The sequence below is a fragment of the Nocardioides bigeumensis genome (assembly GCF_039531755.1).
GTDB lineage: Bacteria > Actinomycetota > Actinomycetes > Propionibacteriales > Nocardioidaceae > Nocardioides > Nocardioides bigeumensis.
Window position 1 is genome coordinate 51,716 of record NZ_BAAAQQ010000003.1, and the last position, 11,996, is coordinate 63,711.

Below are 11,996 nucleotides of genomic sequence, written 5' to 3' on the forward strand. Positions count from 1 at the left end.
ACCGGGGCATCTCACCCCTTCACGCGCGTACCGCCGACCCAGACACCAGCGACGTCGGAGTCCCCACCGAGCGCGAAGATCTTGGCCAGTGCGTCGTCGGGCGAGGCGGCGTGACGCAGGCAGACGTCTAAGGGGTCGTCGGCGTGCGGGCGGACCAGGACGGCGTCGAACTGCTTGCCGACCGACAGGTCGCCGACCTCGTCGGCGAGTCCCAGGGCGAGCGCTCCTGCCCGGGTTGCGAGGTGGAGCAGGTCGGCGGGGCTGAGCGGGACGCCGTCGGGGCCGAGCAGCCGCTGGTGGAAGTACGCCTGCAACCCCTCCTTGAAGAGCGAGAAGCCGGTGCCGGCTCCCACGTCCGACCCCAGGGCGACGCGCACGCCGAAGTCGTCGTGCCGGCGCTGGGAGAAGAGCCCGCTGCCCAGCGCGGCGTTGCTGGTCGGGCAGTTGGCGATCGAAGCGCCGCGCGAGGCCAGGACGCGCAGCTCGTCGTCGGTCGGATGCACGTTGTGCGCCAGCACGGATCGAGGTCCGACCAGACCATGAGCGTCGTAGGTGTCGACGTAGTGGGCGCGGGCGGGGAACAGCTCGGCGACGTACGCCACCTCGGCGGGGTTCTCGTTGACGTGGGAGGTGAACCACGACCCCGTCACCTCGTGGTGCGCCGTCGCGCACGCGGCCAGGACCTCGTCGCCCGCGGAGAGCGAGAAGCGCGGGGTGACGGCGTACCTCAGCCGTCCTCGCCCGTGCCAGCGTGAAGCCAGCGCGAGCGACTCGGCGAGCGCCCGCTCCGGGGTGGTCAGCAGGTCCGTGGGCAGCTCGCGATCGCTGACGACCAGCCCGCAGGTGACCCGCAACCCGACCCGCTCGGCCTCGGTGAAGAGCGCGTCGACGGCCGAGGCGAAGTGCGAGCCGAAGACGAGCGCCGTCGTGGTGCCCGCCGACACCAGCCCGAAGACGAACTCCTCTGCCACGGCGGTGGCGTACGCCGTGTCGGCCAGCCTGCACTCCTCCGGGAGCGCGCAGCGCTCGAGCCACTCCAGCAGCGGCATGCCGAGGGCGCCGATCGCCCGCACCTGCGGGTAGTGCACGTGCGTGTCCACGAGACCGGGCAGCAGCACCCCCTCGCGCAGGTCGACGGCGTGCACGTCGGGATGGGCGGCCCGCACCTCTGCGTACGCCGCCCTCGCGGTGATCACGCCGTCGACGACGAGCAGCCCGCAGTCGTCGTCGCTGCGCAGCCCTCCACCGGCGCCCGGGTCGTCGGGCGTGTCGAGGACCCTGGCCCGGACCAGGAAGGTCGTCATCGCAGCGCCGCGCGGTCGGCCGCGGCGAGCTGGAGCACCTCGCCCGCGACGGCCAGGGCGATGCTCGCGGGGTCCTTCCCGGTCGGTGCACCCGCCCCGATGGGGCACCGGATCCGGGAGATCTCGGTCTCGGGGTGCCCCTCGACGCGCAGGCCCTTCTCGAAGCGCCGCCACTTGGCAGCGGAACCGATCAGGCCGACGCTCGCGAGGTGGCCGCAGCGCAGCGCGGCGTCGCAGAGGGCGAAGTCCTCGGCGTGGTCGTGGGTCAGCACGAGCACGTGCGACCCGGTCGGCACCTGCCCGAGGACGACCTCGGGCAGCGGCGCGTGGTGGGCGTGGATCGTCGCGGGACCGCCGTGCAGCACGGCGAGCGCGTCGTCGGCGACGTACGCCGCGCGCGAGTCGGCGAGGTGCAGCTCGACGTCGTGACGGCTGAGGATGCGGGCCAGCTCGAGCCCCACGTGGCCCATCCCGAAGATCGCGATGGCCGGCACGACCGGCTGCGGCTCGAGCACGAGCGTGACCTCGCCGCCGCAGCACTGCTGCCCGTGCTCGGTGCGGGCCCTGTCGCTCAACGACATCGTGAAGGTGACGGGCGCGACCGCGCGCGACGCGATCAGGGCGCGCGCACGGGCGAGCGCGGTCTCCTCGAGGTTGCCGCCGCCCACGCTGCCCCACGTCGCGTCCGCCGCGACCACCATCTTGGCGCCGGCGTCGCGAGGGGCGTGACCGCGCACGTCGGTGACCGTGACCAGCACGCCGGCCCGACGCTCCGCACGCAGCAGGGACAACGCCGCCAGCCAGTGCATCAGGACCCCTCGTGACCGGAGCGGCGGACGCGCTCGATGGCCCAGTAGACCGCCTCCGGTGTGGCCGGCGAGTCGAGCTCGACGCTGACGCCCGGCGGCCCGAAGGCGCCGGCGGCCTCGCGCAGCGCCTCACGCACCGCGAAGGCGAGCATCAGCGGCGGCTCACCCACGGCCTTGGAGCCGTAGACCGCGCCGTCCTCGTGCGCCTTGTCGAGGAAGGCGACGCGGAAGTCCTCCGGCATCTCCGACAGGCTCGGCAGCTTGTAGGTGCTGGCCGACTGGGTGGCCAGCCGGCCGCGGTGCGGACCGTCGGAGGCGTCCCAGCGCAGGTCCTCGAGCGTCAGCCAGCCGGTCCCCTGCACGAAACCGCCCTCGACCTGCCCGAGGTCGACCAGCGGCGACAGCGAGTCGCCGACGTCGTGGACGATGTCGACCCGGCGCAGGCGGTAGGCCCCGGTGAAGCCGTCGACCTCCACCTCGGCAGCGCAGGCGCCGTACGCGAAGTACTTGAACGGCGACCCGCGCATCGCCGCGGCGTCCCAGTGCAGGCCTTCGGTGCGGTAGAAGCCGGCCGCCCACAGCTGCACGCGCGCGTAGTAGGCCTCGCGCACCAGGTCGTCCCAGGCGATGTCGCGACCCGCGCGGACCGTCTCGAGCCGGGCCAGGATCTGCTCGCAGGCGTCCTTGACCGCGGCGCCGTTGAGGTCCGCGCCCGCACTGGCCGCCGTCGCCGAGGTGTTGGGCACCTTGTCGGTGCGGGTCGGCGCCAGGCGGACCCGGGCCAGTGGGAGGCCGAGCGCCGTCGCCGCGACCTGGAGCATCTTGGTGTGCAGGCCCTGGCCCATCTCGGTGCCGCCGTGGTTGATCAGCACCGAGCCGTCCTTGTAGACGTGCACCAGCGCCCCGCCCTGGTTGAAGGCGGTGAAGTTGAAGGAGATGCCGAACTTCACCGGCGTCATCGCCAGCGCCCGCTTGCTGTGCGCCGAGCGCGCGTTGAAGGCGTCGATCTCGGCCCGGCGGGCATCGACGTCACCGGTCGCACGGACCTGCTCCCACGCGGCGACCATCCGCTCGGGGTGCCGGACCGGCTGACCGTACGGCGTGTCCTGGCCGTCGACGTAGAAGTTGCGGCGCCGCAGCTCGGCCGGGTCGAGCCCCAGCAGCGGAGCGCACCTGCCGAGCGCGTCCTCGATCACGAGCATCCCCTGCGGGCCACCGAAGCCCCGGAAGGCGGTCTGCGAGGTGATGTGGGTCTTGGCGATCCGGCCGTGCACGCGCACGTGCGGGATCCAGTAGGCGTTGTCGATGTGGCAGAGCGCCCGCGCCAGCACCGGCTCGGACAGGTCGAGGCTCCAGCCGCCACCGGACGTGATCGTGCCGTCGAGAGCGAGCAAGCGGCCGTCCTCGTCGAAGCCCACCCGCCACTCAGCGTGGAAGCCGTGCCGCTTGCCGGTCATGGTGATGTCCTGCTGGCGCGGCAGGCGCAGCCGTACCGGGCGTCCGGTGATGGTCGCGCCGAGGGCCGCGATGGCGGCGTACCCGTGCGGCTGCATCTCCTTGCCGCCGAAGCCGCCGCCCATCCGCAGGCACTGCACGGTCACCTCGTGGCTCTGGCGCCCGAGGACGTGCGCCACGATCTCCTGGGTCTCGGTGGGGTGCTGCGTGCTGCACTGCACGAACACCTGACCACCCTCGTCGACCAGCGCCAGCGACGCGTGGGTCTCGAGGTAGAAGTGCTCCTGCCCGGCCATCTCGGTCACGCCGGAGAAGACGTGGGCGGCGTTCTCGAAGGCCCACTCGACGTCGCCGCGCTCGACCGTCGGCGACCCGCCCTGGAAGCTCTCCGCGGCGATCGCCTCGCGGATCGTCACGAGCGCCGGCAGCGGCTCGTAGTCCACCTCGATCGCCTTCGCGCCGCGACGCGCCGCCTCGAGGGTGTCGCCGAGCACCCAGACGACGGCGTGGCCGTGATACATCACCTCGTCGGGGAACAGCGGCTCGTCGTGCTTGACGCCGGCGTCGTTGAGGCCGGGCACGTCGCCGGCGGTCAGCACGCGGACCACGCCGGGGACGTCGTACGCCGCGTCCGCCCGGACGGCCGTGACCCGCGCGTGCGCGTACGGCGCCTGCACCGGGAAGGCGTGCAGGACGTGGGTCGTGCGGCCGACGAGGTCGTCGGTGTAGAGGGCCCGACCGGTCACGTGCAGCGCCGCGCTCTCGTGCTCCATCTCGGTGCCGACGACAGCGCCGCCCGGTCGCTGGCTGAGGCTGGTCACTGCGCCCCCCTGCCGTCCACATCGCCGGTCTCGGCTGTGGTCTCGACTGACCGCTCGCTGCTCGACCACCGGTGGTCGAGCCCGGTCGAGACCCACAGCTTCCGCAGGCTGTTGCCGAGCATCGCGGAGCGGTACGCCGCCGAGGCGCGCATGTCGTCGATCGGCGTGCCCTCCTCGGCCAGCACCAGCGCGGCCGCCTCGACCGACTCGGCGGTCCAGGGCTGACCGGCCAGCGTCAGCTCGGTGCGCAGCGCCCGGATCGGCGTCGCCGCCACACCGCCCAGGCCGATGCGGACACGGGTGACGACTCCCTCGATCACGTCGATGGCCAAGGCGACCGCGACGCTGGAGATGTCGTCGAAGCGTCGCTTGGCGATCTTGTGGAAGGCCGTGATGCCGGGCTGCTCCGCGGGAAGCCGCACGGACCTGATCAGCTCATCGCGAGCGCGGACGGTCTGGCGATAGCCGGTGAAGTACTCGCTCAACGGCACCTCGCGCTCACCCCCGCTCGACACGAGCAGCAGCCGCGCGTCGAGAGCCAGCAGGGCTGGCGCCAGGTCACCGATCGGCGAGGCGGTGCCGACGTTGCCGCCGATGGTCGCACCGTTGCGGATCAGCCGCGACGCGAACTGCGGCCACACCTCGTCGAGCAGCGGGACCCGCCCGGCCAGCGCCTCCTCGACCTCGCTCAGCGTCAGCGCCGCACCGACGTCGATCCAAGCGCCGGCCCGGCTCGCCGAGACCTCGCGCAGCTCGGGCAGCCGGTCGATCGCGACGACGTACGCCGGCCGCGATCCCCGCAGGTTGACCTCGACGCCGAGGTCCGTCGACCCGGCCATCACGACGGCGTCCTCGTGCTCGTCCAGCACGGCGAGCGCCGCGGCGAGGTCGACCGGCCGGACGAAGACGCCGTCATCGTGGACCACCGTCGTCGCGACCGAGGGCGGTGCCGACTGGTCGCGCCGGGCCGCGAGCGGGTCATCGCCGGCAGGTGGCCCGAGCGCCTCCGCGGCGTCGACGATCGGCCGGTATCCCGTGCAGCGGCAGAGGTTGCCGCTCAGGGCGTGGTGCCACGCTTCGCTTGTCGAGCTTGTCGAGCTTGTCGAGCTTGTCGAGACACGGTCGCGTCGGTAGTACTCCGCGGCCATCGAGCAGACGAACCCCGGCGTGCAGTAGCCGCACTGCGACCCGCCACGCTCGGCGAGCTCGCGCTGCACGGGGTGCAGGGCGGACCCCTCGCCCAGGCCTTCCGCGGTCACGACCTCCTGGCCGTCGAGGGCGGCAGCGGGCAGCAGACAGGCGTTGAGCGCGGTCCACCGCGTCCCGCCGGACGGCTCGGGACGCGAGACCAGCACCGAGCAGGCGCCGCACTCGCCCTCCGCGCAGCCCTCCTTGGCCCCGGTGAGACCGAGCCCGCGCAGGAAGTCGAGCGCGGTCGTGTGCACCGGCGTCCCGCCGAGCGGGCGCAGGTCCCCGTTGACCGTGATCGAGGCCTCGCTCATGAGTTCCGGCGTCACCTCGTCTCCGCAGATCCAGGTCCACGCACATAGTGCAGGTGGACGACCCCGTTGCGGAAGCGCCGCTCCCCCGCCAGCGTGAGGTCCAGCCGTACGCCGTCGGGCAGCGCCCGCAGCCCCCCGCCGACGATCACCGGGTTGACGAACAGGTGGATCTCGTCGACCAGTCCTGCGGCGATCACCTGAGCCGCGAGGGTGGGCCCACCGATGCCGAGGTCCTCGTCAGACCCAGCGAGCCGTCGGCGCACGTCGGCGATGTCGAGCTCCCTCACCACCGAGGTGTTGGGCGCGTCGACCGAGTCCAGGGTGCGCGAGCAGACGACCTTCTCGGTGGCCCGCCACACCTCGGCGAACTCCCTGATCGCCGGCTCGTCGTCGTTCAGCATCGCCGGGTCGTCCCACACCTTGAGGACGTCGTACATCCGCCGGCCGAGCAGCTGGGTGCCGACCCGCTCGGAGACGGCGTTGACCGCCTCGTGGACCTCCGCGTCGGGCATGCTCCAGTCGAAGTCGCCGTCGGCGTCGGCGGTGTAGCCGTCGAGCGAGCAGATCGCGGTGTAGAGCAGTCGGGCCATCAGGGATCCCCCTCACAGGTCCAGGGCGGCATGGCGGTTCACGTCCTTGTAGAGCAGGTAGCGGAACCGGCCAGGACCACCGGCGTAGCAGGCCTGCGGGCAGAAGGCGCGCAGCCACATGAAGTCGCCGGCCTCGACCTCCACCCAGTCGGTGTTGAGGAGATAGACCGCCTTGCCCTCCAGCACGTAGAGGCCGTGCTCCATCACGTGCGTCTCGGGGAAGGGGATCGCCCCGCCGGGCTCGAAGCTCACGATGTTGACCTGCATGTCGTGGCGTACGTCGTTGGGGTCGACGAAGCGCTGCGTGGCCCAGGCGCCATCGGTGTCGGGCATCGGCTGCGGCAGGACGTCGCGCTCGTGGGTGACGAACGGGGCGGGCGGGACGACGCCGTCGACGGCGGCGTACTTCTTGCGGATCCAGTGGAACACCGCGTCCTCGTGGCCGCGGTTGCGCAGCGCCCAGAAGACGCCGGCCGGCAGGTAGACGTAAGAGCCCGGCGAGAGCTGGTGCGTGCCGGAGCCCTCGATCGTCACCGCCGGGGTCCCCTGGACCACGAAGAGCACGGCCTCGGCGCCGTCGTCGTCCTCCGGCAGGTCCGACCCGCCGCCCGGCGCCACCTCGACGACGTACTGGCTGAAGGTCTCGGCGAAGCCGCTCAGCGGCCTCGCCAGCACCCACAGGCGGGTGTCGTCCCAGTGCGGCAGCCGGCTGGCCGTGATGTCGCTGAGCGTGCCGCGCGGGATGACGGCGTACGCCGTCGTGAACCGCGCCCGGCCCGACCGGCCGGTCGTGAGCTCGGATTGGGCGGGCAGCCCGCCGGTCGGCACGTAGTAGCTCACGCGTCTCCTCTCCTCAGCAACCGCCCCTGGGGCGCCCCGTCGCCGTCCGGGTCGACGACACGGCCGCGCAACCAGGTGCGCCGGACCGTGCCGGTGAGCGTACGCCCGGAGTAGGGCGTCACGGGGTTGCGGTGGTGGAGGCGCGCGGGGTCGACGACCCAGGTCTCGTCCGGTGTGAAGGCGCAGAGGTCCGCCGCGGCGCCGGGCGCGATGCGGCCCTTGGTGTGCAGCCCGACGAGGTCGGCCGGCGCCTCGGCCATCCAGTGCACGACGTCCGCGAGCGAGTGCCCGCGCTCGCGTGCCTGCGTCCACACGGCGGGCAGCCCGAGCTCCAGCGACGCGATGCCGCCCCAGGCCTCGGCGAAGTCGCCGGTGTCGCCGCACTTGAGGTCGGCAGTGCAGGGCGAGTGGTCGGTGACGACGAGGTCGATGCCGCCGTCAGCCAGGGCAGCCCACAGGCGGTCGCGGTTGTCCCGCTCGCGAATGGGGGGACAGCACTTGTGGTCGGTCGCCCCGTCGGCGATCTCCTCGGCCGCGAAGGTGAGGTAGTGCGGGCAGGTCTCCGTGCTGATCCGGACGCCGTCGGCACGGGCGGCCTGCAGCATCGGGATCGCGTCGGCGTCGGACAGGTGCACGACGTGCGCCCGACCGCCGGTGTGCCGGGCCGCGGCGACGACCCGCTCGATGGCGGCCTCCTCCGCCCGGCGCGGCCGGGAGGCCAGGAAGTCGGCGTACGCCGGGCCCGGCTGGACCGCATGGATCGCCGCGGCGTCCTCGGCGTGCACCAGCAGCAGCGCGTCGTGCCGGGCCAGCTCGTGCAGAACCAGGTCGAGACCGTCGATGTCGAGCGGCGGGAACTCCTCGACCCCGGAGTCGAGCAGGAAGCACTTGAAGCCGAACACGCCGGCGTCGTGGAGCGGACCGAGGTCGTCGAGGTTGCCCGGCACCGCACCGCCCCAGAAGCCGACGTCGACGAGCACCCGACCCTCGGCCGCCGCCCGCTTGGCGTCGAGCCCGGCGACCGTCGTGGTCGGCGGGATGCTGTTGAGGGGCATGTCGATGATCGTGGTGACGCCGCCGGCCGCCGCCGCCGCCGTCGCCGTCGCGAACCCCTCCCACTCGGTGCGGCCCGGCTCGTTGACGTGCACGTGCGTGTCCACCAGGCCCGGCAGCAGCACCTCGTCGTCGGCGAGCGTGACCACCTCACGGGCCGGCACATCGGCGTCGTACGCCGCGACCTCGGCGACGACGCCGTCGCGGACCACGACCGCGACCGATCGCTCGGCGCCGTCGACGATCGCGCGGCGGGCGCGCAGCAGCAGGTCAGCTGCCACGGTAGGTGGAGTAGCCGTACGGGCTGAGCAGCAGCGGGACGTGGTGGTGCTCGTCTGCCTGGATGCGGAACGTGACGACGACCTCGGGATAGAACGCGGCGACGCCTTGGAACTCGTACCAGCGGCCCGTGTCGAAGCGGAGCCGGTAGTCGCCGGTCGGCAACGGCTCAGGCCCGATGGACGAGACTCGGCCGTCGGCGTCGGTCGCGCCCTCCCCGATCACGGCGCCCGAGTCGGACTCGAGGGTGATGTGGACGCCGACGGCCGGACGGCCGGCCGCGGTGTCGAGGACGTGCGTGGACAGGCTGGCCACTACGACAGCACCTCCCGGATGCGGAGCAGCGCGATCTGGGTGAGCTGCTCGATGGTCTCGGCCCGTTCGGTCGCGTCGTCGTTGGCGAGGCGGCGGCGCAGCTCATGGAGGATCTCGGGCCCGTCGCGCCCGGCCGCACGGATGATGAAGACGCGGCCGAAGCGCTCCTCGTAGGCGAGGTTGCCGGCGCGCAGGTCCTCCGCCAGCGCTGCGTCGGCGGCGTCGACGCCCGACTGCTCGCGCGCGGAGTGCTCGGCGTCGTGCTTCTGCGCGTCCGCCCGCTCACCGATGCGGGGGTGCCGGGCCAGCGCGCGCTCGAGCTCGTCGTCGGTGATGGTCGAGGAGGCGGTACCCATCGCCGACGCGACCTCCCCGAGGTCGGCGTAGGGGCGTCCCGCCGCGATCTCGTCGGCCCAGCGCGGGACGTCCAGGCAGACGAGCAGCAGCTCCCGCGCGGACTCACTGCTGGCGGCGTTGAACGACTCGAGACTCACGCGTCGTCCCGCACGACGGTCGCCTCGATCAGCCCGTAGGGCCGGTCGGCCGCGATGTAGACCTCGCCCTCGTTGTCGAGCCCGAAGGGCGACAGGTCCACGAGGAAGTGGTGCTTGTTGGGCGCCGTCAGCGACACCTCGACGAGGTCGTCGTGAGCCTCCAGCGCGGCCCGGCCCATCTCGAAGAGCGAGTGCTGCATGGCCAGGCTGTGCGTCGACGCGAAGGTCTCGACAAGGACGGCGCGGACGGCGGCGTACGCCGCGTCCCAGTCCCGCTCGCCGGCATCCCGGTGCCGCCAGGTCGCCGTCAGCGAGGTGGCCAGGATCCGGTCGTGCGCGTCCTCGAGCGTGGTGAACTCGTCGCGCTGGAACCCGGCGTACTCCGACCCCGTCGTCTTGAGCAGCACCAGGTCGGTCAGCCCGGACGTCACCGTCGTGGTCGCGCCGACGGTCACCTCGGTCGTGCGCACCTCCGTGCCCCGACGGACGAACGTGTGGTCGTGACCGTCTGGGCCGACCGGCACCCGGTCCCAGGCGAGCTCCTGCACGTGGACGGACGCCTCGACGGCAGCGGTGCAGGCGTCGCGCAGCCGTGTCGCCAGGGCCAGCGCGTAGTCCTCCGGCGACGAGACGCCGTGCAGCTTGGCGTAGGCGAAGGCGGTGTTCTTCTGGGTGTCGGTGGGCAGCCCGTGCGCCTGGTCGCCGGTGACGTGGACGTCCTCGAAGTCGCCGCGCAGGGTGGTGGTGACGTTGAGGTCGCGGATCTCGTGGCGCCCGGGGGTGCCGGTGTCGCGACGGATGCGCACGACGCGGTTCTCCGCCTTGCCGTACTGGTTGGGTCCCAACCTGATGCCCATCAGGCACTCCCTTCCGCGTTGCGCTTCGCCAGTCGCTCCAGCTCGGCGCGGTCGAGACCCACCTCGTCCTCGGTGAGAGCGCCGCAGTCGAGCCCGCGCAGCAGGTAGTCGGCGAGCGCGCGTGCCGTCGCCGGCTCGTCGGCGACGGCGCCGTCACCCTCCGCTGGTCGAGCTTGTCGAGCCCATGACGCCAACCGGTCGACGGCCTCGGGAGCGCCGGCGCGGAAGAACCGGAAGGTCGCGGCGTACCTCGTCGGCAGCTGCGCCGGGTGCAGGTCCCAGCCCTGGTAGAAGCCGCGGTGCAGCGCTCGGGTGACGAGACGGTGGTGCAGCTCCCAGCCCTCTCGGAGCCGGTCGCCGACGGGCAGGCGGTTGGTCGACCCGTCGGAGAGCTGGACGCCCGTGCCGGCGGCGGCGGCCTGCATGACGGCCTTCGCGTGGTCGGCCGCGGGGTGCTCGAGGCTCTGGTCGCCTGCCGCGATGCCGAGGAAGGCGGAGTAGTCGTAGGTGCCGTAGTGCAGGCCCGCGCAGCGGCCGCGGGCGGCGCCGATCATCCGCGCGACGAGGGCGGTCCCGTCCGGACCGAGGATGGTCTGCGGTGTCTCCACCTGGATCTCGAAGCGCTGCCCCGGTCGGTCGAGGTGGTCGAGCACGTCGATGAGCGTCTCGACCTGGGCCACCGAGGTCACCTTCGGCAGCACCACCACGTCGAGGTGGGCCAGCTCGGTCATCAGTGCGAGGGTGCGCAGCCCGCGCCGGCGGGTGGGGGCCTCGAGGCTCTTGAACCGGATCCCCCACCGACCCGGGGCGTCGGGGTGCATACCGGCGGTGGTGAGCGCGGCCGCGCACGCCTCGGCGTCGGCGTCCTCCTCGTCGTCGGCGCGGGCGCCGTACCCGTCCTCGAAGTCGACGCGCAGGTCCTCCACCGGCTGGCGGGCGAGCTTGTCGCGCACCAGGGTGAGCATGGCGTCGTCGGCGCCGGTCACCTCGCGGAGGAGGTCCTCGTGCTCGTCGAGGAGGTCGAGCGCGTGATCGCCGTACGCGCGGTGCGTGCCGGCGTCGAAGCGGTCGGCCGGGACGTACACCGTGTGCACCGGCTGCCAGGCACTGCCCGCGCCGGGGTACTCGCGGGCCAGGGCGGCGTCGGCCTCCGCCAGACGCGCATCGGCGAGCGCGACCAGCTCGTCGAGCCCCACTAGGGCCCCACCCCAGGCTCGACCACCACGACCTCGATCTCGAACCCCTCGGAGTTCTCGACGTAGAGCGCCGTGTGGTCGTCGCCGCCGGCATGCGGGTAGCGGTCCGCGAACATCTCGTGCCACCCGTGCTCGGAGGACTCCGCGCGCAGCCGATCGAGCGCGCCGCGGTCCTCGATGGTCAGCGCCAGGTGGTTGACCCCGGGTCGCATCCGGTCGTACGGCTCGCCGGTGTCCTCGGGGACGCCCTGGAGGAAGAGGTACGTCCCGTCGTCGTGCTGCCACGCGATGCCGGTCGGGTCCTCGAAGTCGACGGTCCAGCCGAGCTCGCCGAGGAGCCACCCCCACTCGCCGCGCGCCACCGCCACGTCCTGCACCCACACGTCGAGGTGATGCACCGCGCGCGACATGCCCGCCACCCTAGACCGGCCCGGGTGGTCGAGCAGTGGGCGTCGCCGCGATACCTGACCACGAAAAGCAC

12 protein-coding genes are annotated in these 11,996 nt (G+C 72.8%); all 12 read right to left on the reverse strand.

Features of this window, described 5'->3' with window-relative positions:
* Positions 1 to 11: 11 nt before the first annotated feature.
* The 12 genes from guaD to ABD295_RS06095 are packed head-to-tail and all read right to left on the reverse strand — an operon-like array spanning position 12 to position 11,925.
* Positions 12 to 1,304, reverse strand: a complete 1,293-nt coding sequence (guaD, locus tag ABD295_RS06040; RefSeq protein ID WP_344302768.1) for a guanine deaminase — start codon at positions 1,302 to 1,304, stop codon at positions 12 to 14.
* Positions 1,301 to 2,113 carry a xanthine dehydrogenase accessory protein XdhC gene (gene xdhC / locus ABD295_RS06045; RefSeq protein ID WP_344302769.1) on the reverse strand — a complete coding sequence of 271 codons (813 nt, stop codon included), beginning with the start codon at positions 2,111 to 2,113 and terminating at the stop codon, positions 1,301 to 1,303. The genes guaD and xdhC overlap by 4 nt, the downstream gene beginning before the upstream one ends.
* Positions 2,113 to 4,389 (reverse strand): xanthine dehydrogenase molybdopterin binding subunit, encoded by a 2,277-nt coding sequence (gene xdhB / locus ABD295_RS06050; RefSeq protein WP_344302770.1) that lies wholly within the window; start codon positions 4,387 to 4,389, stop codon positions 2,113 to 2,115. The genes xdhC and xdhB overlap by 1 nt, the downstream gene beginning before the upstream one ends.
* Positions 4,386 to 5,891, reverse strand: coding sequence for a xanthine dehydrogenase small subunit (locus ABD295_RS06055; RefSeq protein WP_344302771.1), 1,506 nt, complete (start codon positions 5,889 to 5,891; stop codon positions 4,386 to 4,388). Before ABD295_RS06055 ends, xdhB begins: the two co-directional genes overlap by 4 nt.
* Positions 5,892 to 5,902: 11 nt before the next feature.
* A complete protein-coding gene (locus tag ABD295_RS06060; RefSeq protein ID WP_344302772.1) occupies positions 5,903 to 6,481 on the reverse strand; it encodes a dihydrofolate reductase family protein in 579 nt (192 codons plus the stop codon).
* Between the two features lie 12 nt (positions 6,482 to 6,493).
* Entirely contained in the window at positions 6,494 to 7,321 is an 828-nt protein-coding gene (locus ABD295_RS06065; RefSeq protein ID WP_344302773.1) for a bifunctional allantoicase/(S)-ureidoglycine aminohydrolase, read from the reverse strand.
* On the reverse strand, positions 7,318 to 8,655 hold the full coding sequence (allB, locus tag ABD295_RS06070; RefSeq protein WP_344302774.1) for an allantoinase AllB: 1,338 nt from the start codon (positions 8,653 to 8,655) through the stop codon (positions 7,318 to 7,320). Before allB ends, ABD295_RS06065 begins: the two co-directional genes overlap by 4 nt.
* Positions 8,645 to 8,968: a hydroxyisourate hydrolase gene (gene uraH, locus ABD295_RS06075; RefSeq protein WP_344302775.1), complete on the reverse strand. Its 324-nt coding sequence runs from the start codon at positions 8,966 to 8,968 to the stop codon at positions 8,645 to 8,647. Before uraH ends, allB begins: the two co-directional genes overlap by 11 nt.
* Complete coding sequence (gene uraD, locus ABD295_RS06080; RefSeq protein ID WP_344302776.1) at positions 8,968 to 9,462, reverse strand: 2-oxo-4-hydroxy-4-carboxy-5-ureidoimidazoline decarboxylase; 495 nt, start codon at positions 9,460 to 9,462, stop codon at positions 8,968 to 8,970. Before uraD ends, uraH begins: the two co-directional genes overlap by 1 nt.
* Positions 9,459 to 10,319, reverse strand: a complete 861-nt coding sequence (gene pucL / locus ABD295_RS06085; protein ID WP_344302777.1) for a factor-independent urate hydroxylase — start codon at positions 10,317 to 10,319, stop codon at positions 9,459 to 9,461. The genes uraD and pucL overlap by 4 nt, the downstream gene beginning before the upstream one ends.
* Positions 10,319 to 11,515, reverse strand: coding sequence for a DUF6986 family protein (locus ABD295_RS06090; RefSeq protein ID WP_344302778.1), 1,197 nt, complete (start codon positions 11,513 to 11,515; stop codon positions 10,319 to 10,321). Before ABD295_RS06090 ends, pucL begins: the two co-directional genes overlap by 1 nt.
* Positions 11,515 to 11,925 (reverse strand): VOC family protein, encoded by a 411-nt coding sequence (locus ABD295_RS06095; RefSeq protein WP_344302779.1) that lies wholly within the window; start codon positions 11,923 to 11,925, stop codon positions 11,515 to 11,517. Before ABD295_RS06095 ends, ABD295_RS06090 begins: the two co-directional genes overlap by 1 nt.
* Between the last annotated feature and the right edge of the window lie 71 nt (positions 11,926 to 11,996).

What these genes read in the sequence shown, in the direction of transcription:
- ABD295_RS06095 (WP_344302779.1), bottom strand. Translation starts at nt 11,925, where the DNA reads ATGTCGCGCGCGGTGCATCACCTCGACGTGTGGGTGCAGGACGTGGCG.
- ABD295_RS06060 (WP_344302772.1), bottom strand. Translation starts at nt 6,481, where the DNA reads ATGGCCCGACTGCTCTACACCGCGATCTGCTCGCTCGACGGCTACACC.
- guaD (WP_344302768.1), bottom strand. Translation starts at nt 1,304, where the DNA reads ATGACGACCTTCCTGGTCCGGGCCAGGGTCCTCGACACGCCCGACGAC.
- xdhC (WP_344302769.1), bottom strand. Translation starts at nt 2,113, where the DNA reads ATGCACTGGCTGGCGGCGTTGTCCCTGCTGCGTGCGGAGCGTCGGGCC.
- pucL (WP_344302777.1), bottom strand. Translation starts at nt 10,319, where the DNA reads ATGGGCATCAGGTTGGGACCCAACCAGTACGGCAAGGCGGAGAACCGC.
- ABD295_RS06055 (WP_344302771.1), bottom strand. Translation starts at nt 5,891, where the DNA reads ATGAGCGAGGCCTCGATCACGGTCAACGGGGACCTGCGCCCGCTCGGC.